Source organism: Streptomyces malachitofuscus, assembly GCF_055571035.1.
Map to the genome: position 1 here is coordinate 297,049 of NZ_JBVIGA010000001.1, position 21,593 is coordinate 318,641.

Sequence of the window (21,593 nt, forward strand, 5' to 3'; positions counted from 1 at the left end):
CGTGGTTCTCCCCCGTCACTACGCTTGATCCTCGACCGCGCAACCACCGGCCACAAGAAGGCAGTTCGATGTCACCCACGCACACGGAAGTAACCGCCTCCCCCGCCGAACTGGAACCCTGCGGAAGCGCCGGCCACCCCGACTGCGGCATCCGCGACGTCCTGGACCGCATCGGGGACAAGTGGTCCGTGCTGGTCATCGTCGAACTCGCGGGCGGACCGCGACGGTTCCGCGAGCTGCAGCGCGCGATCGACGGCATCTCCCAGCGCATGCTCACCCTCACGGTGCGCAGGCTGGAGCGCGACGGCCTCGTGCTGCGCACCGTGTACCCCACCGTCCCGGCCCGCGTCGACTACCGCCTGACCGCCACCGGCGCCGGCCTCACCCACCTGGTCAAGGCCCTCGCCGACTGGTCACTTTCCCACCGCACCGCCATCGCCGAGGCCCGCGCCGCATACGACCGGACCCACCCGGACCACGACATCCACTGACGTCCGGGGACGCCGCGCGCAGCGGCCGGCCCGTCGCTCACCGACGTTCCTCAGCCCGCCTGGCCCATCCCCGCCGCCTCGGGCCAGGCGGCCTGTGGGCCCGGCCAGCCCGTCGCCGGGGCCGTGGAGAGGCCGTTGGTGCCCCTGACCTGCGCGGCCGTCAGGCCCCCGCGGGCCGGGACGCCGGGCGGGGTGAGGCCGGTGGGGGGCGGCACCTGGGACGGCACCGGCGCCGGGTACGCCGCCGGCATCGGCGCCTGTGCCGCAGGGGCGAGCGGCTGGGCGGCGGCCGGCATCGGGGCGGGCTGCGGGACCGGCTCCGGAACGGGAACCGGCACCGGCTGGGGGACCGGCTGCGGGGACGGAGGGGCCGGAGGGGGCGCGGGCTGTGGTGCGGGCTGTGGTGCGGGCTGGGCGAACGGCTGGGGAACGGGCTGGGGCACACCCTGCGTCCCCGCCGGCGCCGCGGCCGGCACCGGCATCCCGCCGGCCGGGTCCGCCATCACGGTGGACGCGGCGGCGGGGAGCGGCATGCCGGTGCCGGCGGACGGAGCGGCGGCGAGCCCCGGGGCGCCGGCACCGGCGGTCTGAGCGGCGAGCCCCCGCATGCCCGACCCGTTGGTCTCGCTCACCAGGCGGTCCACTGCCGCCGTGCCCGAGCTGTAGCTGGTCCCGGTAGCCTGCTCGGGCACGGCGGCTCCCCTCCTGGACGTCCCGTAGAGCACCTGTTCCAGGCCGGACACCAGGCGACGCACGTCCACCTGGGGGCGCACCACGAGACGCAGGAAGCGGCTGGACGAGCCGATCTTGTTGCCGCACTCACGGACCAGGATCCGGTGCTCGGTGAGCATCCGGTCCCTGACCACGGTCCCTTCGGCGCCCACGGGAAGGCGGACGAAGAGGAAGTTGCCCTGGGACGGGTAGACCGTCAGCCCGGGCAGCGAGGAGAGCTGGCCGGACATGTCCATCCGGTCGCGGCGGACCTGGTGGAGGCTCTGGGCGTACTCGGCACCGTGCTCCTTCAGCATGAACACCACGTGCTCGGCGAAGGAGTTGAGGTTCCACTTGGGGAGCATGGACCTCACCCGTCCCGCCAGCGCCGGGTTGGCGACCAGGTAGCCGAAGCGGATGCCGTGCAGGCCGAAGTTCTTGCCGAGGCTGCGCAGCACGATGACGTTGGGCCGCAGCATCGCCTCCTGCACCACGCTCGGTTCGTTCTCCGCGTCGGCGAACTCCAGGAACGACTCGTCGATCACGACCAGGTCCAGATCCGCCATGGCGTCCATGAACTGCACGATCGCGTGCTTGTGCAGGAACCCGCCGTCGGGGTTGTTCGGGTTGCAGATGACGGCGACCCGGGTGCCGCGCGCCCGGATGAACTCCGCGTACTGCGCCAGGTCGAGGGCGAAGCCGCTGGACTCCTGGAGCGGGAACATGTCGACCCGCTTGCCGGTCTCCATGGGCTGGTCGGTCCAGCGGCCGAAGGTGGGGACGGGGACGGCGAGCGACTCACGGACCAGGAGATGGTCGATCCAGGTGATGAGCTCCGTCGAGCCGTTGCCCATCGCCACGCACTGGGGCGGGAGTTGGAGCAGACTGCACAGCTCGGCCGTGATGGTGTCGGCGCTGCTCGGGTAGTACGTGATGATGTCGCGCAGCCGGCCGGCCATCTCCTCGAACATGGCCGGGGTGGGGAAGTACGGATTGCAGGGAATGCAGAAGTCCACCGGACCGGCCCCGTCGCTCTCCCGCGTCAGCGCCGCCATCGACGGGCTGTGTGCCGCGGTGCTGCGGAACAGCGAGGTGACGTTGTCGGCCATGGAACCTCCGTGTACGGCGGGTCCGCCGGGGACGTAACGGACCCGTCATGCCTGGGTGGCCCGCGCGGGGGAGCACGGGCCACCCAGGAGTACGGAGCCGGGCACGGGGCCGTTCAGCTCATGTGAGGAAAATGTGACTGCCGGAGCCGGCCGGGACTCAGGCGCCGAACGAGTGCACCGTCGTCGTCCGGTAGGTCTCTCCCGGCCGCAGCACGGTCGACGGGAACGACGGCTGGTTCGGCGAGTCCGGGAAGTGCTGCGTCTCCAGGCACAGCCCGTCGCCCTGCCGGTGGACCCGGCCGCCGGAGCCGACGAGGGTGCCGTCGAGGAAGTTGCCGGAGTAGAACTGCAGTCCCGGCTCGTTGGTGGCGATGCGCAGGGTGCGGCCGGAGGACGGGTCACGCAGGACAGCGGCATGCTCCGGGCGACGGGTGATGCCCTTGTCGAGCGCCCAGTTGTGGTCGAAACCCTGTCCGTACAGCACCTGCTGGTGCGCGGTGCGGATGTCCCGGCCGATCGGCTTGGCCCGCCGGAAGTCGAACGGCGTGCCCGCGACCCGCGCCAGTTCGCCCGTGGGGATCAGCCCCGAGTCGACCGGCGTGAAGCGGGAGGCGGCGATGGACAGCTCGTGGTCGTACACCGAGCCGCTGCCCTCGCCGGCCAGGTTCCAGTAGACGTGGCTGGTGAGGTTGACGACGGTGGCCTTGTCGGTGGTCGCCTCGTAGTCGATGCGCCAGTCTCCGTCGCGGGTGAGGGTGTAGGTGACCTTCACCCGCAGGGTGCCCGGGTAGCCCATCTCGCCGTCGACGGCGGTGTAGTACAGGTACAGCCCGACGTCCGAGCCCCGGGTGAAGGGCTCGACGTCCCAGACCCGTTTGTCGAAGCCCTGGGCACCGCCGTGCAGGCTGTTCTCGCCGTCGTTGACGGAGAGCTGGTAGGGGGTGCCGTCGAGGGTGAACCGGCCCTGGGCGATGCGGTTGCCGTAGCGGCCGATCAGCGCGCCGAAGTACGGGCTGGAGGCGACGTACTCCTCCAGGGTGGCGAAGCCCAGGGAGACGTTGGCGCGCCGGCCGCGGCGGTCGGGGATCTCCAGGGAGCGGACGATGCCGCCGTAGGAGAGGACCTCCATCCGGGTCCCGCCGTTCTCCAGCGACCAGCTGTGCACCTTGGTGCCGTCCGCGAGGCGGCCGAAGAGCCTCCTCACCGGCTTCCCCCTGCCCGGCGAGGCGTGCGCCGTCCCGCCGAGGGCGGTGCCGGCGGCCACGCCGGCCGCTGCCGCTCCTGCCATGACCGTGCGTCTGCTCAGTTCCATGTGCGGCTCCCGAAAGGGAAGGGGCCCCGCCTTCCGGCGGGGCCCGAGCTGACTTACGAACCGACCTTGCGCTTGTTCCACACGTCGAAGCCGACCGCCGCCAGCAGCACCAGGCCCTTGATGACCTGCTGCCAGTCGGTGCCGACGCCGACGAGGTTCATGCCGTTGTTCAGCACGCCCAGGACCAGACCGCCGATGATGGCGCCGAGCACGGTGCCGACACCGCCGGCCATCGACGCGCCGCCGATGAACGCGGCGGCGATCGCCTCCAGCTCGAAGTTGAGGCCGGCCTTGGGAGAGGCCGCGTTGAAGCGGGCGGCGAACACCAGACCCGCCAGGGCCGCGAGCATGCCCATGTTCAGGAAGACCAGGAAGGTGACCTTCTTGTCCCGCACGCCCGACAGCTTGGCCGCGGGCAGGTTGCCGCCGATGGCGTAGATGTGGCGGCCGATGACGGCGTTGCGCATCATGTAGCCGAACCCGACCAGCAGCGCGCCGAGGATCAGCAGCACGATCGGGGCGCCCTTGTAGCTGGCCAGCAGCATCGTCACCACGAGGACGGCCGCGGCGAGCGCGACGAGCTTCAGCAGGAACAGCTTGGCGGGCAGGACGTCGAGGTCGAACTCCTTCTGCCGCCTGCGGTCGCGCACCTCCTGGAGAACGACGAGGGCGATCAGCGCGAGACCGAGGAGCAGGGTGAGGTTGTGATAGTTGGTCTCCGGCCCGACCTCGGGCATGAAGCCGTTGGCGACCTTCTGCAGCCCTCTGGGGAACGGGCCGAGGGTCTGGCCCTCCAGGAAGATCTCGGTGAGCCCGCGGAAGGTCAGCATGCCCGCGAGGGTCACGATGAACGACGGTATGCCGCCGTAGGCGATGAACCACCCCTGCACGGCGCCCGCGATGGCGCCCACCGCCAGGCACAGCACCACGGCGACCGGCCAGGGCAGATCGTTCCTGACCATGAACACCGCGGCCATGGAGCCGACGAACGCCGTCAGTGAGCCGACCGACAGGTCGATGTGCCCGGAGATGATGACCAGCATCATGCCGATCGCGAGGATCAGGATGTAGCTGTTCTGCAGCACCAGGTTGGAGACGTTGCGCGGCAGCAGCAGGTCGCCGTCGGTCCACACCGCGAACAGCGCCACGATCAGACCGAGCGCCATCAGCATGCCGTACTGCCGCATGTTGCGGCGCATGCCGTCCAGCACCAGCTGGAGCAGGCCGTCACCGCCGCCCGCCCCGTTCTTGCCCGGTGGCGCGGATGCCGGGGTCTTGTCGGTGACTGTGCTCATCGGGATACCTCTTTGTCCTTCGTCATCTGACGCATCAGCGATTCCTGGGAGGCCTCGGCCCGCGAGAACTCACCGGTCAGCCGTCCTGCGGCCATCGTGTAGATGCGGTCGCACATGCCGAGCAGCTCGGGCAGTTCGGAGGAGATGAAGACGACCGCCTTGCCCTCGGCGGCCAGCTTGTCGATGACCGTGTAGATCTCGTACTTGGCGCCGACGTCGATGCCGCGGGTCGGTTCGTCGAGGATCAGCACATCGGGACCGGCGAAGATCCACTTGCTGAGTACGACCTTCTGCTGGTTGCCGCCGGACAGCTTGCCCACCGGCTCGAACACCGTCGGCGCCTTGATGTTCATGGACGTCCGGAAGCCCTCGGCGACCTGACGCTCCTGGTGCTCGTCCACCACACCGCGCTTGGCGACCTTGCCGAGGGCGCTGAGCGAGATGTTGCGGTTGATGGTGTCGATGAGGTTCAGGCCGTAGTGCTTGCGGTCCTCGGTGACGTAGGCGATGCCGTGTCCCACCGCCTCGGGGACGGTCCTGGTACGGATCTCCTTGCCGTCCTTGAGGACCGTGCCGCCCGCGTGGCGGCCGTAGGTGCGGCCGAAGACGCTCATCGCGAGCTCGGTGCGGCCGGCGCCCATCAGACCGGCGATCCCGACGATCTCGCCGCGCCGGACGGTCAGCGACACGTCGTCGACGACCTTGCGCTGCTGGTCGATCGGGTGGTGCACGGTCCAGTTGCGGATCTCCAGGGCGGGGGCGGTGCCCTCCTCCGGGTGGTGCGGGGTGCGCTCCGGGAAACGGTGCTCCAGGTCGCGGCCGACCATCCCGCTGATGATCCGGTCCTCGCTGGTCTCCGCGGCCTTCACGTCGAGCGTCTCGATGGTCCGCCCGTCCCGCAGGATCGTCACCGAGTCGGCGACCCTGCGGATCTCGTTCAGCTTGTGGGAGATGATGATCGCGGTGATGCCCTGTTCCTTCAACTGCAGGATCAGGTCGAGGAGTTTGCCGCTGTCCTCGTCGTTGAGCGCCGCGGTCGGCTCGTCGAGGATGAGCAGCTTCACCTTCTTCGACAGCGCCTTGGCTATCTCCACCAGTTGCTGCTTGCCCACGCCGATGTCGGCGACGCGGGTCTCCGGGTGTTCGTCGAGCCCGACCCGGCGCAGCAGCTCGGTGGCGTGCCTGAGGGTCTCGTTCCAGTTGATGAAGCCGCGGGTGGCGTGTTCGTTGCCGAGGAAGATGTTCTCGGCGATGGAGAGATAGGGCACCAGGGCCAGCTCCTGGTGGATGATCACGATGCCGTGCTGTTCGCTGGCCCGGATGTCCTTGAACCGGCAGACCTCCTCCTCGAAGAGGATCTCCCCCTCGTAGGTGCCGTGCGGGTGGACGCCGGAGAGAACCTTCATCAGGGTCGACTTGCCGGCGCCGTTCTCGCCGCAGATGGCGTGGACCTCGCCCCGCTGGACGGTCAGGCTGACGTCCGACAGCGCCTTGACGCCGGGAAAGGTCTTGACGATCGAGCGCATTTCCAGGACGGGTCCCGCCATGGTCGTGCCTTCCAATCCGTGTGTGCCGGCGGTCAGTCGAGGTCGCTCTGCTTGATGTAGCCGGAGTCGACGAGGGCCTTCTGGTAGTTCTCCTTGTCCACCGCGACCGGCTCCAGCAGGTAGGCGGGGACGACCTTGGCGCCGTTGTCGTAGGTCTTGGTGTCGTTGGTCTCGGGCTTCTTGTCGTTGAGCAGCGCGTCGACCATGTCGGTGGCCACCTTGGCGAGTTCGCGGAGGTCCTTGAAGACGGTCATCGACTGCTGGCCGGAGATGATCGACTTCACCGAGGCCACCTCGGCGTCCTGGCCGGTGACGACCGGCAGCGGCTTGTCCTTGCTGCCGTAGCCGTCCGACTTGAGGGCGGACAGGATGCCGATGGAGATGCCGTCGTACGGCGAGAGCACCGCGTCCACCCGGTCGCTGCGGTAGGCCGAGGTGAGGATGTCGTCCATGCGCTTCTGGGCGGTGCCGCCGTCCCAGCGCAGGGTGGTGACCTGGTTCAGCTCCGTCTGACCGGACTTGACGACGAGCTGCTTCTTGTCGATGTAGGGCTTCAGGACGTTCATGGCGCCCTGGAAGAAGTAGCGGGTGTTGTTGTCGTCGTTGGAGCCGGCGAACAGCTCGATGTTGAAGGGGCCCTTCTTGCTGCCGTCCTTCAGGCCGAGCTTCTCGACGATGTAGGTGCCCTGGAGCTCGCCGACCTTCTCGTTGTCGAAGGAGGCGTAGTAGTCGACGTTCTCCGTGCCGAGGATCAGGCGGTCGTAGGAGATCACCGGGATGTCGGCGTCCTTGGCCTGCTGCATGACGTTGTTCAGCGACTTGTTGTCGATGGCCGCGACGATCAGGGCCTCCACGCCCTGCGTGATCATGTTCTCGATCTGCGCGACCTGCTGGTCGGGGTCGTCCTCGCCGAAGACCAGCTTCGTCTTGTAGCCCTTGTCCTCCAGGAGCTTCTTGACGTTGTCGCCGTCGGCGATCCAGCGCTCGGAGGACTTGGTCGGCATGGCGATGCCGATGGTGGCTCCCTCGGAGCCTCCCTTGTCGTCCTCGCTGCCGCCCTCACTGCTCTGGCCGCAGGCGGACAGGGTGAGGGCGAGGGAGGCGGCTCCGGCTATGGCGGCGAGTGCGGCTCTGCGGTTACGCATGATCATCATCCTTGTTGTGTGGGCGGTGTCGGACCGGACGAGCGCGGTGCTTTCCGGGGAGGGGACCAGGAGACCGGGAACGGATGTGTGGGATTGTGCGCGGCTGTGTCTACTTCTGTGAAGCCGAGTTTCCGGAACGTTATGACGGAATGTCGAACCGGCTCAGATCGCCCGGAAGCCGGGTTCCGAGCGGGGCCATGTCGCGGTCCGCGCCGTGCCGGGCGAGCAGGTCCAGCGCCAGCCGGCCGCGCCGCACCCGCTCCTTGGCGGTCGCCAGGGTGAGCTCGCGCAGCTGGTGTCCGTACGGGTAGATCCCCGGCGCCTTCGCCAGGCCGAACTTCAGATACAGCGGGGCGGCGCGCCGGATGAGCTCGGCGACCTCGTACATCCGCACATAACCGCCCAGGTCGTCCGGGGCCTCGATGTACATGTCCATCGGGGCGGCCGAAACCCGTCGTATCTCGGTGAGATGAGCGAGCGTCAGATCGCTGGGCACGTTGATCGAGTCCGCGCCGAGCCGCTCGTGGACCGCGAACGAGGCCGGGTTGACCGGCCCGACGAGCGCCGAGACCTTCAGGGTGGTGTCGGACGGCAGGATGCCGGCCGCCCGTGCGCGGTGCAGCGTCCACAGCACGCCCTCGTCGGCGACGAGCAGGCATCTGACGCCCAGCTCCGTGGCCCGCACCGCGTCCTCGACACAGCCGGCCACCGCGTCATGGCCGCGGGCGCGCAGCCCGCCGCCGTGCGAGTCGGTGCGGACGGAGCCGCCGATGTCCCAGGTGCCGCGCGGACCGGTGAACAGGCAGAGCTCGATGTCCCGTTCCTCGGTGGCCTCGACCATCTCGGTGATCTCGGCGTCGGTCAGCATCCACACGCCGCTGCCCTGGCTGATCCGGTGGATCGGCACATCGAGGCGCGAGGCCTCCTTCAGCACCACCGCCAGCGCCTCGGGCCCCTCGCACGAGGGAATCTCGGTGCGCCAGCGGCCGCCGCCGGGGAAGGTGTACGGGGAGGCGTCGGCGGGGTCGAGGGCGGGCGCGCCCAGTCCGAGCGCGGTGAGCGCCTGCTCACCGGGCCGGCGGGGCGCCTGGGCGGAAGCGTCGGTCACGGGTTGTCCTTTGTGTTCGATATACCGGACGAGGTTCGCGGCTTGGGGTACGGGTCGGTGGAGAGGTGCGCCGGTGCGGGGACCGTCAGGTCGCCCCCGTACCGGCGCACGGCCTAGGGACGCAGCAGGACCTTGCCCACCTTCGGATCGCCGGACCCCACCAGCGCGATGGCGTCCGGGAACTCCGCGAGCGGCAGTTCATGGGTCACCAGCGGCAGCGGATCGAGCAGCCCGGCGGCGAACACCCGCACGGTGTGCGCCCAGGCGTCCGGCGGTGCCCCGAAGACGGTGTGCAGCTCCAGCTGCCGTACGACCAGATCCGTGGGGTCCAGCCCGTCGGCGCCCGGCGCCGGAATGCCGGTCAGCACCAGCCGTCCGCCGCGCCGCAGCAGCGAGGCGGCCGTACGGGCCGCGTCCGCGGACCCGGCGGTCTCGATCACCACGTCGAAGTCGTCCGGGAGCGGCTGGTCCTTGGTACGGAAGTCGGTGGCCCCGTACTGCCGGGACAGCGCCTCCCGGTCGCCCCGGGAGCCCACCACCAGCAGCTCGGACGGGGAGTTGGCCCGCAGGAACTGCACGGCGAACATCCCGAGCGTGCCGGTGCCGACCACCGCCACCCGCTCACCGGGCACGGCGTGCGCCTTCAGCGCGGCGGCGGCGACGCAGGCCGCCGGCTCCAGCAGTGCGGCGGCGCTCAGGTCGGCGTCGTCCGGGAGGACGTGCAGCAGCCGGGCCGGCAGGGTCAGCGTGGCCGCCATGGCGCCCGGCTGGGTGAAGCCGGTCTCCTCGTACCCCGCCGAGCACAGCGTCGTCTCACCGGCGTGACAGCGGTCGCAGACCTGGCAGTTGCGGAATCCCTCACCGACCACCTTGCGGCCGACGAGCGACTCCGGCACGCCCGCGCCCACCCGCTGCACGGTGCCGGACCACTCATGACCCGGCGTCAGCGGATAACGCACGTATCCCTCGGGCCGGTTGCCCTGGTACACCTCGCGGTCGCTGCCGCAGATGCCGGCGGCGTGCACACGGACGAGCGCCTCGCCCGGCGCGGGCTCGCGCGGCTCGTGCGGGACGAGCCGGTGCTCGCCGGGGCCCTCCACGACGACGGCGGTGCTCACTGCGACCCCTTGGGCTTGCGCTGCTCCCAGCCCTCGGCCCAGAGGTCGAACCGGGCCTGCTGCTGCGGGAACTCGGCCGCCGCGTCGACGTCCAGCTCCACGCCCAGACCGGGCGCGTCGGAGAGGTGGAAGCAGCCGTCCTCCGGGTTCACCTGCGGCGCGCCCTTGACGACCTTCTTGATTTCCGCGTCCGCGAAGTCGTTGAAGTGCTCGAGGATCTTGAAGTTCGGGGAGGTGAAGCCGACCTGGAGGGACGCGGCGGTCAGCACCGGGCCGCCGACGTTGTGCGGGGCGACCAGCATGTAGTGCGTCTCCGCGGTCGCCGCGAGCTTGCGCGTCTCCCAGATGCCGCCGATATGACCGACGTCCGGCTGCAGGATGTCCACGGCCTGGCTCTCGAACAGCTCCCGGAACTCGATGCGGTCATGGATGCGTTCACCGGTGGCGACCGGCATGTCGACCTTCGCGGCGACCTTCTCCAGCGCCTTGAGGTTCTCCGGCGGCACCGGCTCCTCCAGCCACGCCGGCTTGAACGGCGCGAGCTCCTTGGCCAGCCGCACGGCGGTGGCGGGGGAGAAGCGGCCGTGCATCTCCAGCATCAGCTCGGCGTCGGGGCCGATGGCGTCCCGCACGGCCTCGATCAGGGAGACCGCGTACAGGGTCTGCTGGTGGTCGAGTTCGAAGTGACCGGTGCCGAACGGGTCGATCTTCAGCGCCCGGTACCCGCGCTCCATCACCGTCTGCGCGGCCTTGTGGTACGCCTCCGGGGTGCGCTCGGTGGTGTACCAGCCGTTGGCGTACGCCTTGACCTTGTCGGTGACCTTGCCGCCGAGCAGCTGCCACACCGGAACCCCGAGGGCCTTGCCCTTGATGTCCCAGCAGGCCATCTCGACCACGGCGACACCGGACATCACGATCTCGCCGGCGCGGCCGTAGTCGCCGTACTTCATCCGGCGGACGAGGTCCTCGACAGCGAACGGGTCGGAGCCGAGAATGTGGTTGACCTCGGCTTCCTTCAGATAGCCCAGCAGGGCGTCGGTGTGGCCCAGCATCCGGGTCTCGCCGACTCCGGTGATGCCCTCGTCGGTGTGCACCTGTACGTACGTCAGGTTGCGCCACGGCGTCCCGACCACGTGTGTGCTGATTCCGGTGATGCGCACGACAGTTCGCCCCTCGCCTGTTCGATATTTCGTCACGCGTTCGAAATGCTGGCGTGACAGTAAGGACGGGGTGGTGGGGGTGTCAATGGGTCGCGCGCATAACGGTTTCGACAGTTTCGAAACCTATGGGCAATGGTCCGCACCAAACCTTCACAGCAAGGCCTATGAACCGAACCCGAGCGGAACCTAACCTTCCCGCGTCATGGACTTTTGCCACCCGTGCCAACGGCACCTGAATGGCGCCCTGGCCTGCCCCGGCTGCGGTACGCCCGTCGAGACGCTCAGCGCCCGTCGGCCGCAGGAACCTGCCGCGAGTACGGCCCCGGTCGAGGACGACGCCGAGCGGCGTGGCGAGCCTGACGAGGAGTCGGAGGAAGCGGCGCCGCGTGGACGGCGGGCGGCCCGGCGCCGTGGGGGCGAGGCGGAGGGCGACGACCCCGCCGCGGGGCAGAGCCGCCGCGACCGCAAGGCCGCGGCCCACCGCCGTCGGCGGAACCGCACCCTGCTCGTCGCGGCGGGCTTCGTCCTCGCCGCCGGCGGACTGAGCCTCGCGGAACTCGGACTGGACGCGCCCGGATCGAAGCCGGAGCCGGCGGTGGCCGGGGAATCACCGGACGGCGGCGCGACGAAGGTGGAGCCGTCCGGGTCGGCGAGCGGTGTCGCGGCCGCGAAGACGCCGGTGACGTCGCCGAGTGCCGACGCGTCCGACTCGGCGTCGGCTTCCGCGTCCCCGGAGGAGTCGGGGGAGGCGGAGACGGAAGAGGAAGCGGACGCGGACTCCACGACCGCACCCGCGAACGTGCCGTCGCCCGACTCCCCGACGACGCCCCCTCCGGCGGAGCCTCCGTCGGAACCGGAGACGCCGGAGCCGGACCCGACGACGAAGGAGCCCGAGCCGGACCCCGAGCCGACGGAGACGTGCGACCGGTTCCTGTGGTGGTGCACGTGAGCCGACGTGGTTAGCGCGCCCGGCGCCTGAACGCTGGCCGCGTGGGTGTGGGCCGGGGGGTGTTTGCGCAGCCCGGCGCAGGCGGGGTGCCGTCGCGCCCACCCGTGCCGCCCCAGCGGCACGACTGCCCGCGGAAGCGGCGGAGAGCCCCCGCACCACCCACCTACCGTGGGCGCTACCCAAGCACCCACCGGAGGGAGAGCTGCGCCGCAGGCATTCAGTCCGCTGCCAGCATGCGGCGCAAGGCGTCCCGCAGCGCCACCCGCTCCCCCTCCGACAGCCCCGCAAGCGGCTCGCGGGCGAACCGCAGGGACTCCTGCAGGCTCCGCGCCACCCGCCGCCCCTCAGCCGTCGCGGCCGCCAGCTTCACGCGTCGGTCCGCGGGGTCCGGCCGCCGTTCCGCCAGCCCCCGCGACTCCAGCCGGTCGACGATGCCGGTGACGTTCGACGGCTCGCACTTCAACCGCTGGGCCAGCTTCCGCATGGGCAGCGGCTCCAGGGACAGCAGGCTCAGCAGCCTCGCCTGGGCACCCGTCAGCGCATGACCCGCCGCCGCCTCCTCGTACTCCTCGTGGTACCGGGCCACCACGGAGCCGATGAGCTCGACGACCTCGAGGGTGAGCGCGTCAGGACGGCGGCTGGGTGCGGTGTGCGGTGGTGTGGCCATGCTCTCCAGGGTACCCGCTTACTTGACATCCTGAAATGTTCAGTCGCATGGTTGTTTCAGGTGCTGAAGTATCCCGAGGAAAGGTGCCAGGTCATGTCCGACGCCCCCACGCCCCCCACCACCGGCCGCGAGTGGCATCTGCTCAGCCGGCCCGTCGGCTGGCCGAAGCCCGAGGACTTCGCCCTCGTCGAGACGGAGATCCCCGCCCCGGCCGAGGGTCAGGTGCTCGTACGGAACGCGTACCTCTCCGTCGACCCGTACATGCGCGGCCGGATGAGTGCCGCCAAGTCCTACGTCGCCCCGTTCGAGCTGGGCAAGGTCATGCAGGGCGGCGCCGTCGGCGAGGTCGTCGCCTCGAACGCCGAGGGGATCGCCGTCGGCGACCACGTCCTGCACTTCTTCGGCTGGCGCGAGTACGCCGTCGTGGACGCGAAGAACGCCGTCAAGGTGGACCCCGACGCCGCGCCCCTCTCCGCGTACCTCGGCGTGCTGGGCATGACCGGCCTCACCGCCTACGCGGGACTGCTGCGCACCGCCTCCTTCAAGGAGGGCGACTCCGTCTTCGTGTCCGGTGCCGCGGGCGCCGTCGGCAGCCAGGTCGGGCAGCTCGCCAAGCTCAAGGGTGCCTCGCGGGTGATCGGCTCCGCCGGCTCCGACGAGAAGGTGAAGCTCCTCGTCGAGGAGTACGGCTTCGACGCCGCGTTCAACTACAAGAACGGCCCCGTGAGCGAGCAGCTGCGCGCAGCCGCCCCGGACGGGATCGACGTCTACTTCGACAACGTCGGCGGCGACCACCTGGAGGCGGCCATCGGCAGCCTCAACCGGGACGGCCGTATCGCGGTCTGCGGAATGATCTCGGTCTACAACAACACCGAGCCCGCCCCCGGCCCGCGCAACCTCGCCCGGCTGATCCAGACCCGGGGTCGCATCGAGGGCTTCCTCGTCGGCGACCACTACGACCTCCAGCCGCAGTTCGTGCGGGAGGTCGGGCCCTGGGTGCGCTCGGGCGAGCTCAAGTACCGGGAGACCGTCGTGGAGGGCATCGAGAACAACCTCGAGGCGTTCCTCGGGGTCCTGCGCGGCGACAACACCGGAAAGATGATCGTCAAGCTCTGACGACACCCGCTTCCCGGACTTTCCGTCATGCGGTAACTTTCTTCCGAAGCTGTCGCGATCGTGGGCGCGAGTCGCGGCGGACCGAGGAGGAACGCACTGTATGCCCATCCAGCAGACCGACGTCCTGTACACCGCCGTCGCGACCGCCGAGAACGGTCGCGACGGACGTGTGGCCACCGATGACGGCACGCTCGACCTGGTGGTCGCCCCGCCGAAGGAGATGGGCGGCAGCGGCGCCGGGACCAACCCGGAGCAGCTGTTCGCCGCCGGTTACAGCGCCTGCTTCCAGGGCGCCCTCGGCGTGGTCGCACGCCAGGAGGGGGCCGACATCACCGGATCGACGGTCACCGCGAAGGTCGGCATCGGCAAGAACGCGGACGGCTTCGGGATCATCGTCGAGATCGTGGCGACCATCCCGGACACGGACGCCGCCACCGCGCGCGGCCTCGTCGAGAAGGCGCACCAGGTGTGCCCGTACTCGAAGGCGACCCGCGGCAACATCACCGTGACGCTGAGCTGACCCGCGTCGTTGCGCAGGCGGAGGGCCGCATCCTTGGACGTGGGGTGCGGCCCTTGTCCGTCGGCCGCGGTCCGGTGGTCGTATGCCTGCGGCGCCACTGCGGGTGCGGTGGGGGTGTGCGTAGTGCCCACGGCCGGTGGGTGGTGCGGGGCCGGGGCGGGGGTGTCCGTCCTCGGATCGGCGCGATGGGGTCGCCTGGAGAGGGCAAGGGTGCGGACGCGCCAGTCGCTGAGGGCGGGCACCCCCGCCCCGTCCCCTCCCCGCCGTCGGCGGCCGTTCACGCCGGCCCCGATAGGGTGCACCCATGCGCGATCTTGGGGTGGGTTTCCGGTACCTCGTGAAGGGCCAGCAGTGGGTCGGCCGGCATGGCAGGCAGTTCGGGTTCGGACTGCTTCCCGGGCTGATCACCCTGGTCCTCTACGCGGCCGCACTGGTCGCACTGGCTCTGTGGGGTGCGGAGTTTGTTACCTGGGCGACGCCCTTCGCCGATGATTGGTCCAGCCCCTGGTCAGGCCTGTTCCGCGGCTTTCTCACCGCCGTCCTGTTCGCCCTCGGACTGCTGATGTCCGTCGTCACGTTCACCGCGGTGACCCTCCTTGTCGGGCAGCCGTTCTACGAGAACCTCTCCGAGAAGGTCGACCGCGACGTCTCGCCCGACGGCACCGCGCCCGTGTCCGGTCTGCCGCTGATGCGCGAGCTGTGGATCTCCGCGCGCGACAGCCTCCGCATCGTTGCGCGTGCCCTGGTCTGGGGCGTGCTGCTGTTCGCGCTCGGGTTCGTCCCGGTGGTGGGGCAGACCGTCGTACCGGTGGTCGGCTTCTTCGTCACCGGGTTCTTCCTGACCGAGGAGCTCACCTCCGTCGCCCTCCAGCGGCGCGCGGTCGAGGCGCGGGAGCGGCTCGCACTGCTGCGTTCCCGCAAGACCCTCGTCTGGGGCTTCGGCACACCCCTGGCGGTGGCGTTCATCATCCCGTTCGTCGCCGTGTTCCTGATGCCGGGCGCGGTCGCCGGGGCCACGCTGATGGCGCGCGACCTGCTCGGGGAGGAGACGGCCGGGGACGGCTCCGAGGAGTCCGAGGACGTCACCTCGTGAGCGAGGTCCTCGCCGTCGCCGTCATCACCGTCCTGGCCGTGATCGCCCCGGGCGCCGACTTCGCCATGGTCGTCCGCAACAGCTACCTGTACGGCCGGCGCACCGGACTCCTCGGCGCCCTCGGAGTCGCCGCCGGAGTCCTGGTGCACGTCACATACACCATGCTCGGCGTGGGGCTGCTGATCGCCTCCTCCGCCTTTCTCTTCACCGTCATCAAGCTGGCCGGCGCGGCCTACCTCGTGTACATCGGCGTGCGCACCTTCCGCGCTCGGGGCGAGGTCACCGTCGACCTGGAGAACGGGACCGGCCTGACTCCTTCCGCGGCCCTGCGCACCGGCTTCCTGACCAACGTGCTCAACCCGAAGACGACCCTCTTCGTCGTCTCGACCTTCGCCCAGGTCGTCAGCCCGGGTACCCCGGTGCCCCAGCAGGTGGGCTACGGCCTGTTCATGTCGCTGGCCCACCTGCTGTGGTTCGGCGTGGTCGCGGTGTTCTTCTCCCACGACCGGATGCGCGGCCTGATGCTGCGCGGCCAGAAGGTCCTCAACAAGGTGATCGGGACCGCTCTGGCCGGCCTCGGCGTCAGCCTCGCGTTCGCTCCGTCGCACTGATCGCGACGGTCACGATCGACCGCACCTGGTCGATGATGTCGAGCCGGTTCCGTACGAACTCGGGGTCGGTGATCTCCGTGGTGTTGCCGGCGCCGAACTGAAGGACGGGCGTGTGTACGTGGCCGCCCGGCAGTGCGGTGTGCAGGCCGAGACGGTCCCGCAGCAGGGTCGCCCGGTAGGCGATCTCGTTGGAGAGGTAGTCCCCGCCCCCACCGGCACGGGCGGTGGAGCCGGGAGTCGGCCCTTCGGGACGGACCACCGCCTCCGTGCCGCCCGCCGGGATCTCGGTCACGCTCGTGTTGTCGTACACCGGGAAGCGCCCGGTGTCCGCGGCGACGATCTCCGCGTACGGCAGCGTGGTCGACGTCCACTGCGGCTGTGTGGCCGGGTCGGCGACCGGGATCGTCTCCGTGCGGCCGGTGTTCTCGTTGTCCCCGAAGCCGCCCCGCCAGGCCCCGTTGGTCCGCTCGATGTCGAAGCGGCCCACCCGGCCCTGGCTCACGGTGGTGAACAGGTCGACCTTCGGCAGGTGCGGCCGCAGGGCCCGCTCCACCGTGCCCTCGGTGAAGTCCCGCCAGCGCACCGGGAACACCGCCGTCTCGATGCGCGCAGGGCCCTGCGGAGTCTCGATCACCGTGCCGTCGAGGGCGAGCGCGACCGCGCCCGACGGGTTGGAGATGCGGATGTCGCGGTCCAGGGTGAACGGGTCGAAGCCGGTCACGAGGATCCGCTTCGTTCCCGTGCGGTGGGGGTAGTGGACGGCGGTCTGACCGCGTGAGGTCCGCTCCAGCGCGTCGAGCAGCCGCGCCCGCTGCTCGTCGCCGAGCCGGAAGTCCGGCTGCCAGGTGCGCAGCTCCCGGGTCATGCCGAGCCGCGCCCAGTACAGCGGCCGGTCGTCGTCCCGGCTGAGGTCACCGCCCGCCGGCCCGCGCCCCTGCGCCCGGTCGACGGCTCTGCGCCACAGCTGCGTCCCCTCCCGGTCGACGGCGCGCCGGGCCTGGGCGTAGGAGCGTGCGCGGTCGAGGGCGCGGGCGAGGTCCGGAGCAGCGTCGGCGAATCCGGAACGGCGGAGTATCTCCTGCGGGGCGGCCCCGTCGAGGCGGCGTTCCTCGACGGTGGGGGGAGCGGCTGTGCCGGCCGCTGCGGTGGTGGGGGCGGCGAGACCGGTCAGCAGGGCCAGGCCGAGGACACCGATGCGAACACGTAGCGAAGTCAAGGGGGTTGGGGCCTTCCGTCGTCGTGGGGTACCGGATGCCGGAGGCCGCAGTATCGCGTGAGGGGAGTGGTCCACGCCATGGGCGCCCTCGGACCGGACGGACGGAATGGATGTGAAGGGTTCGTACGGGATTCAAGCGGGCAGCTTGATCAGGGGCCGCGGGCCGGCGGAAGCGATTACCGTCGGTTCGGGCAGTGCCCACATGAGCAGCCCCGGCCCGGGACCCTGACCCCGGACCGGGGCTCATGTGTGCGGCGGCTGGCGGGCTACCGCACGGCGAAGCCGTACACCGTCCCGGAACGGAACACCTCACCCGGCCGCAGCACCGTGCTCGGGAACTCCGGCCGGTTCGGCGAGTCGGGGAAGTGCTGCGTCTCCAGCGCGATGCCCGCCCCGGGGGTGAAGGGCTCCCCGATGTGGTCCGCGGTGTAGAGCTGCATCCCGGGCTCCGTGGTCGCCACCGTCAGCACGCGGCCGGTCGCCGGGTCGTACAGCTCGGCCACGTCCACGGGCGTCGCCGTGACCCCCTTGTCGAGCACGAAGTTGTCGTCGTACCCGGTGCCCGCCTTGCGGGCCTCGCGGAAGTCGAAGCGGGTGCCGGAGACGTCGGCGAGCTCGCCGGTCGGGATCAGCTCCGCATCGGACGGCGTGTAGCGGGAGGCCGCGAGCCGCAGCTCGTGCCCGGACGCGCTGCCGGAGCCCGCCAGGTTCCAGTACGAGTGGTTCGTCAGGTTCACATGGGTCGGAGCGTCCGTCACCGCCTCGTAGGCGATCCCCAGCGCGCCCCGCTCGTCGAGCGTGTACGTGACCGAGACCTCCAGCCGGCCCGGGAAGCCCTCCTCCCCGTGCTCGGCGACCAGGGAGAGGCGCAGCCCGTGCTCCACCGGGTCGGCGGCCCACACGCGCTTGTCGAAGCCGCGCGCACCGCCGTGCAACGAGTTCGGACCGTCGTTCGGCTCCAGGGTGTGGGTGACCCCGTCGAGCGGGAAGCGGGCGCCGGCGATCCGGTTGGCGTACCGGCCGATGAGGGCGCCCAGGAAGGGTTCCGGATGCCGGAGATAGCCGTCCAGGTCGGAGAACCCCAGCACCACGTTCCCGGTCCGCCCGTCCCGGTCCGGCACCTCGACGTCCTGGACGATCCCGCCGTACGACAGGATCCTCACCCGTACGCCCGCCCGCTGCAGGGTCCAACGGTGCACCGGCGTGCCGTTGGGAAGTGTGCCGAAGAGTTCGTTCATGTGCGAAACAATAGTCACCACTTCGGAGCCGTGACCGTCCGGTACGCGATCTCGGCCAGCCTGGCCTGTCCGTCGACGCTGGGGTGGAACCAGTCCCAGCGGCTCAGCTGCTCGGTGCCGAAGCGGTACTCGTACACCGCGCCCCCGTCGAAGCGGCAGCGGCGGTCCTCGGCGCACACCTCCTCCAGCACCTTGTTGTAGTCCTCCACCCGGTTCTGCACCGTCTCGCGCCGCTGCGTGGCCGCCGCGTCCAGCGCGTCCGCGTCGCCCAGCATCGACGGGCAGATGCCCAGCTTCCACACCTGCTTGCCCAGCGCGTTGGTCCGCCCCTGCGACCACAGCCGCTTCAGATCCGGCACACTCGCCACATACACCTGCGCCTTGGGCAGCGCCTCGCGCAGCATGCGCATCGCCGCCCGGAAGTCGGCACGGAAGTCGGCCACCGGCGTCATCGCCGACGTGGTGTCCCGGCAGGCGTCGTTCGCCCCGGCCATCACCGCCACCAGCTCCGGGGAGCGCTCCACCGCCCGCGCCATCTGGCCCGGCAGATCCGCCATCCGGGCGCCGGTCACCGCGAGGTTCCAGCTCCGCTCGGCGGCCCCCGCCCGTCCCAGCAGCCGTACGGCGAGACTGTCGACCTCCTCGCTGCCGCCCGTCGCCCACGACACCTCGGGACAGTCCGACAGCACCGAGCAGGCGTCGAAGCCCCGCGTGATGGAGTCGCCCACCGCGGCGACCGAGTCCGGGGAGGTGTCCCACACGGGGGTGGGCTTCGGGGACGGCCGCCCGTGCTTCGCCTCCGTGCCGGACGGGGCGGGGGAGTCGCCGCCGACGGCGTCACAGCCCGCCACGCCCAGCGCGGCGGCCGTCACCACGGCGAGCACGGCCCGTGAACGGCGCGTCCCCCTCCGCGTCGCCTGCTCCATCCGTCGCCTCCCCGCGTGTCGGTGTCCCCCCAACCTTTAACAACGCACGGGAGTTCCCGCCCGTCCACGGCAACTTCCCGCACCCGCACAGGCGTCCTGCCGGGTGAATGGCGGAGGTTTCCCGGCACCGTGACGGACGGTACGTCACACTCCTTGCCCTGTCGCACGGTAGCCTCGCCCTCAAGACGACCCGCTCAGCCCGGAGGTTCCGGTGACGACTCGTGGAGTTCTGTACGTGCACTCCGCGCCCCGCGCGCTGTGCCCGCACGTCGAGTGGGCCGTCGCCGGAGTGCTCGGCACGCGCGTCAGCCTGGACTGGATCCGCCAGCCGGCCGCCCCCGGCACCTGGCGCTCGGAGTTCTCCTGGCAGGCCCGGCCCGGCACCGCCTCCAAGCTCGCCTCCGCGCTGCGCGGCTGGCAGATGCTCCGCTTCGAGGTCACCGCCGAGCCCAGCGCCACCGTCGAGGGCGAGCGCTACAGCTGCACCCCCGACCTCGGCATCTTCCACGCCGTCACCGGCATTCACGGCGACATCCTCATCCCCGAGGACCGCCTGCGCGCCGCCCTGGTCCGCTCCCAGACGGAAGAGACCGACCTGGAAGCCGAGATCGCCAAACTCCTCGGCAAGCCCTGGGACGACGAACTGGAACCCTTCAGATACGCGGGAGAAGGCGCCCCGGTCCGCTGGCTCCACCAGGTCGTCTGAGAAGCGTCAGGGGAACAGGGGCGCGAGGCTGTATCGACATGCGGCTCCGCCGCGTGGGCGCAAAAGGGGGTCTGGGGGCGAAGCCCCCAGGGACGGGACGGGAAGGGGCGGCGGGGGCGAAAAGAGCCGTGCGCACCCCCACCGCACAAGAAAGGACCCCCGCCGACCCAGGCGGGGGCCCTCCCTCACTCGACCCCGGTCACACGGACCGGAACGCCAGCACCACGTTGTGCCCACCGAACCCGAACGAGTCGTTCAACGCCGCGATCCGCCCGTCCACGGGCAGCTTCCGCGCCTCGCCACGGACGACATCCGCGTTCGCCTCCGCCTCCGGATCGAGGTTCTCGACGTTGATCGTCGGCGGAGCCACCCGGTGGTACAGCGCCAGCACCGTCGCCACCGACTCCACACCACCCGCGCCACCGAGCAGATGACCCGTCATCGACTTGGTCGCGGAGACCGCGAAGTGGTCCGCGTCGTCCCCGAACACCTTCCGCAGCGCCTTGAGCTCGGCGATGTCACCCGCCGGGGTGGACGTCGCGTGCGCGTTGACGTGCACGATCTCGGCCGGGTCCAGATCGGTCCGGTCCATCAGGTTCTGCAGGGCGTGCGAGATGCCGCGCCCCTCCGGCTCCGGCTGCACGATGTCGTGGGAGTCGGCGGAGATGCCCTGGCCGACCGCCTCCGCGTAGACGCGGGCGCCGCGCGCCGCGGCGTGCTCGGCGGACTCCAGGACGATCACGCCCGCGCCCTCGCCCATGACGAAGCCGTCGCGGGCGACGTCGTAGGGACGCGAGGCGCCCTGCGGGTCGTCGTTGTTCTTGGACATCGCCATCATGTTGCCGAACGCGGCGATGGGCAGCGGGTGGATCGCCGCCTCCGTGCCACCCGCGACGACGACGTCGGCGCGGCCGGTGCGGATCATCTCGATCGCGTAGCCGATGGCCTCCGCGCCGGACGCGCAGGCCGAGACCGGGGTGTGCACGCCCGCCCGGGCGCCCACGGCCAGGCCCACGTTCGCCGAGGGGCCGTTCGGCATCAGCATGGGGACGGTGTGCGGGGAGACGCGGCGTACGCCCTTCTCCTTCAGCACGTCGTACTGGTCCAGCAGGGTCGTCACACCGCCGATGCCGGAGGCGATGACCGCGCCCAGCCGGTCCGGGTCGATGCTCGGGTCCTCGCCGGCCTTGGCTTCGAAACCGGCGTCGGCCCACGCCTCCTTGGCCGCGACCAGCGCGAACTGCGCGGAGCGGTCCAGGCGGCGGGCCTGCGGCCGGGGGATGACCTCGGTGGGTTCCACGGCCACCGGTGCCGCGATACGGACCGCCTGCTCGGCGGCCCACTCCTGCTCCAGGGCCTTGACGCCGGAACGCCCGGCGACCAGTCCCTCCCAGGTAGAGGCTGCGTCGCCACCCAGCGGTGTGGTTGCGCCGATACCGGTGACGACCACGGTGCGATTGGTCGGGCTCATCGGAATGCTTTCTCCAACGGATCTACGAGGATTCGTACGGCGCCACCGCCGGGTGGCGGGGCCGGGGTGCCCGGCCGACGGGCC

20 protein-coding genes are annotated in these 21,593 nt (G+C 70.7%); 7 read left to right on the forward strand and 13 right to left on the reverse strand.

What is annotated here, in order from left to right; genetic code table 11:
- Positions 1-68 precede the first annotated feature (68 nt).
- Positions 69-491 carry a winged helix-turn-helix transcriptional regulator gene (locus tag ACZ44S_RS01310; protein ID WP_466923014.1) on the forward strand — a complete coding sequence of 141 codons (423 nt, stop codon included), beginning with the start codon at positions 69-71 and terminating at the stop codon, positions 489-491.
- A 50-nt stretch (positions 492-541) separates the two neighbouring features.
- Here ACZ44S_RS01310 and ACZ44S_RS01315 read toward each other — a convergent pair whose 3' ends face one another.
- The 8 genes from ACZ44S_RS01315 to ACZ44S_RS01350 all read right to left on the reverse strand — a co-directional run bounded on the left by ACZ44S_RS01315 (position 542) and on the right by ACZ44S_RS01350 (position 10,996).
- Positions 542-2,311, reverse strand: coding sequence for a pyridoxal phosphate-dependent aminotransferase (locus ACZ44S_RS01315; protein WP_466923017.1), 1,770 nt, complete (start codon positions 2,309-2,311; stop codon positions 542-544).
- A 157-nt stretch (positions 2,312-2,468) separates the two neighbouring features.
- Complete coding sequence (locus ACZ44S_RS01320) at positions 2,469-3,623, reverse strand: aldose epimerase family protein (RefSeq protein ID WP_466923020.1); 1,155 nt, start codon at positions 3,621-3,623, stop codon at positions 2,469-2,471.
- 53 nt (positions 3,624-3,676) lie between these two features.
- Positions 3,677-4,918 carry a multiple monosaccharide ABC transporter permease gene (mmsB, locus tag ACZ44S_RS01325; RefSeq protein WP_466923023.1) on the reverse strand — a complete coding sequence of 414 codons (1,242 nt, stop codon included), beginning with the start codon at positions 4,916-4,918 and terminating at the stop codon, positions 3,677-3,679.
- On the reverse strand, positions 4,915-6,465 hold the full coding sequence (gene mmsA / locus ACZ44S_RS01330) for a multiple monosaccharide ABC transporter ATP-binding protein (protein ID WP_466923026.1): 1,551 nt from the start codon (positions 6,463-6,465) through the stop codon (positions 4,915-4,917). The genes mmsB and mmsA overlap by 4 nt, the downstream gene beginning before the upstream one ends.
- A gap of 32 nt (positions 6,466-6,497) precedes the next feature.
- Positions 6,498-7,610, reverse strand: a complete 1,113-nt coding sequence (chvE, locus tag ACZ44S_RS01335; protein ID WP_466923029.1) for a multiple monosaccharide ABC transporter substrate-binding protein — start codon at positions 7,608-7,610, stop codon at positions 6,498-6,500.
- Between the two features lie 139 nt (positions 7,611-7,749).
- Positions 7,750-8,718 carry a hypothetical protein gene (locus tag ACZ44S_RS01340; RefSeq protein ID WP_466923031.1) on the reverse strand — a complete coding sequence of 323 codons (969 nt, stop codon included), beginning with the start codon at positions 8,716-8,718 and terminating at the stop codon, positions 7,750-7,752.
- A gap of 113 nt (positions 8,719-8,831) precedes the next feature.
- On the reverse strand, positions 8,832-9,836 hold the full coding sequence (locus tag ACZ44S_RS01345; protein WP_466923034.1) for a zinc-dependent alcohol dehydrogenase: 1,005 nt from the start codon (positions 9,834-9,836) through the stop codon (positions 8,832-8,834).
- On the reverse strand, positions 9,833-10,996 hold the full coding sequence (locus tag ACZ44S_RS01350) for a mandelate racemase/muconate lactonizing enzyme family protein (protein WP_466923037.1): 1,164 nt from the start codon (positions 10,994-10,996) through the stop codon (positions 9,833-9,835). The genes ACZ44S_RS01345 and ACZ44S_RS01350 overlap by 4 nt, the downstream gene beginning before the upstream one ends.
- Before the next feature lie 202 nt (positions 10,997-11,198).
- On the opposite strand from ACZ44S_RS01350, the gene ACZ44S_RS01355 reads away from it, so the two are divergent.
- Positions 11,199-11,945 (forward strand): SCO2400 family protein, encoded by a 747-nt coding sequence (locus tag ACZ44S_RS01355; protein WP_466923040.1) that lies wholly within the window; start codon positions 11,199-11,201, stop codon positions 11,943-11,945.
- A 217-nt stretch (positions 11,946-12,162) separates the two neighbouring features.
- On the opposite strand, the gene ACZ44S_RS01360 is transcribed toward ACZ44S_RS01355, so the two are convergent.
- Positions 12,163-12,612: a MarR family winged helix-turn-helix transcriptional regulator gene (locus tag ACZ44S_RS01360; RefSeq protein WP_466923043.1), complete on the reverse strand. Its 450-nt coding sequence runs from the start codon at positions 12,610-12,612 to the stop codon at positions 12,163-12,165.
- 93 nt (positions 12,613-12,705) lie between these two features.
- Here ACZ44S_RS01360 and ACZ44S_RS01365 point away from each other — a divergent pair, with 93 nt between their 5' ends.
- From ACZ44S_RS01365 to ACZ44S_RS01380, 4 genes are all read left to right on the forward strand, one after another.
- Positions 12,706-13,728 carry an NADP-dependent oxidoreductase gene (locus tag ACZ44S_RS01365; RefSeq protein ID WP_466923046.1) on the forward strand — a complete coding sequence of 341 codons (1,023 nt, stop codon included), beginning with the start codon at positions 12,706-12,708 and terminating at the stop codon, positions 13,726-13,728.
- Between the two features lie 100 nt (positions 13,729-13,828).
- Entirely contained in the window at positions 13,829-14,248 is a 420-nt protein-coding gene (locus ACZ44S_RS01370) for an organic hydroperoxide resistance protein (protein ID WP_466923049.1), read from the forward strand.
- A 304-nt stretch (positions 14,249-14,552) separates the two neighbouring features.
- Positions 14,553-15,341 (forward strand): EI24 domain-containing protein, encoded by a 789-nt coding sequence (locus tag ACZ44S_RS01375; protein WP_466923052.1) that lies wholly within the window; start codon positions 14,553-14,555, stop codon positions 15,339-15,341.
- Positions 15,338-15,952 (forward strand): LysE family transporter, encoded by a 615-nt coding sequence (locus ACZ44S_RS01380; RefSeq protein WP_466923055.1) that lies wholly within the window; start codon positions 15,338-15,340, stop codon positions 15,950-15,952. The genes ACZ44S_RS01375 and ACZ44S_RS01380 overlap by 4 nt, the downstream gene beginning before the upstream one ends.
- Here ACZ44S_RS01380 and ACZ44S_RS01385 read toward each other — a convergent pair.
- The 3 genes from ACZ44S_RS01385 to ACZ44S_RS01395 form a co-directional block, all read right to left on the reverse strand.
- Entirely contained in the window at positions 15,924-17,168 is a 1,245-nt protein-coding gene (locus tag ACZ44S_RS01385; RefSeq protein ID WP_466923058.1) for a pyroglutamyl-peptidase I, read from the reverse strand. The two genes, ACZ44S_RS01380 and ACZ44S_RS01385, sit on opposite strands and share 29 nt — an antisense overlap.
- A 266-nt stretch (positions 17,169-17,434) precedes the next feature.
- The gene (locus ACZ44S_RS01390; protein WP_466923061.1) at positions 17,435-18,406 is read right to left on the reverse strand and encodes an aldose epimerase family protein; all 972 of its coding nucleotides are present in this window, start codon (positions 18,404-18,406) and stop codon (positions 17,435-17,437) included.
- A gap of 14 nt (positions 18,407-18,420) precedes the next feature.
- Positions 18,421-19,332 (reverse strand): SGNH/GDSL hydrolase family protein, encoded by a 912-nt coding sequence (locus tag ACZ44S_RS01395; protein WP_466923064.1) that lies wholly within the window; start codon positions 19,330-19,332, stop codon positions 18,421-18,423.
- Positions 19,333-19,543: 211 nt separating this feature from the next.
- Between ACZ44S_RS01395 and ACZ44S_RS01400 the strand changes: the two genes are divergently transcribed.
- The gene (locus ACZ44S_RS01400; RefSeq protein WP_466923067.1) at positions 19,544-20,038 is read left to right on the forward strand and encodes a DUF3145 domain-containing protein; all 495 of its coding nucleotides are present in this window, start codon (positions 19,544-19,546) and stop codon (positions 20,036-20,038) included.
- Positions 20,039-20,237: 199 nt separating this feature from the next.
- Here the strand turns inward: ACZ44S_RS01400 and ACZ44S_RS01405 are convergent, their stop codons facing one another.
- Positions 20,238-21,509, reverse strand: a complete 1,272-nt coding sequence (locus ACZ44S_RS01405) for a beta-ketoacyl-[acyl-carrier-protein] synthase family protein (protein WP_466923070.1) — start codon at positions 21,507-21,509, stop codon at positions 20,238-20,240.
- Between the last annotated feature and the right edge of the window lie 84 nt (positions 21,510-21,593).

Coding starts and splice junctions, on each gene's coding strand:
- ACZ44S_RS01395 (WP_466923064.1), bottom strand. CDS start 19,332: ATGGAGCAGGCGACGCGGAGGGGGACGCGCCGTTCACGGGCCGTGCTC.
- chvE (WP_466923029.1), bottom strand. CDS start 7,610: ATGCGTAACCGCAGAGCCGCACTCGCCGCCATAGCCGGAGCCGCCTCC.
- ACZ44S_RS01310 (WP_466923014.1), top strand. CDS start 69: ATGTCACCCACGCACACGGAAGTAACCGCCTCCCCCGCCGAACTGGAA.
- ACZ44S_RS01405 (WP_466923070.1), bottom strand. CDS start 21,509: ATGAGCCCGACCAATCGCACCGTGGTCGTCACCGGTATCGGCGCAACC.
- ACZ44S_RS01365 (WP_466923046.1), top strand. CDS start 12,706: ATGTCCGACGCCCCCACGCCCCCCACCACCGGCCGCGAGTGGCATCTG.
- ACZ44S_RS01360 (WP_466923043.1), bottom strand. CDS start 12,612: ATGGCCACACCACCGCACACCGCACCCAGCCGCCGTCCTGACGCGCTC.
- mmsA (WP_466923026.1), bottom strand. CDS start 6,465: ATGGCGGGACCCGTCCTGGAAATGCGCTCGATCGTCAAGACCTTTCCC.
- mmsB (WP_466923023.1), bottom strand. CDS start 4,918: ATGAGCACAGTCACCGACAAGACCCCGGCATCCGCGCCACCGGGCAAG.
- ACZ44S_RS01355 (WP_466923040.1), top strand. CDS start 11,199: ATGGACTTTTGCCACCCGTGCCAACGGCACCTGAATGGCGCCCTGGCC.
- ACZ44S_RS01315 (WP_466923017.1), bottom strand. CDS start 2,311: ATGGCCGACAACGTCACCTCGCTGTTCCGCAGCACCGCGGCACACAGC.
- ACZ44S_RS01390 (WP_466923061.1), bottom strand. CDS start 18,406: ATGAACGAACTCTTCGGCACACTTCCCAACGGCACGCCGGTGCACCGT.
- ACZ44S_RS01320 (WP_466923020.1), bottom strand. CDS start 3,623: ATGGAACTGAGCAGACGCACGGTCATGGCAGGAGCGGCAGCGGCCGGC.
- ACZ44S_RS01370 (WP_466923049.1), top strand. CDS start 13,829: ATGCCCATCCAGCAGACCGACGTCCTGTACACCGCCGTCGCGACCGCC.
- ACZ44S_RS01375 (WP_466923052.1), top strand. CDS start 14,553: ATGCGCGATCTTGGGGTGGGTTTCCGGTACCTCGTGAAGGGCCAGCAG.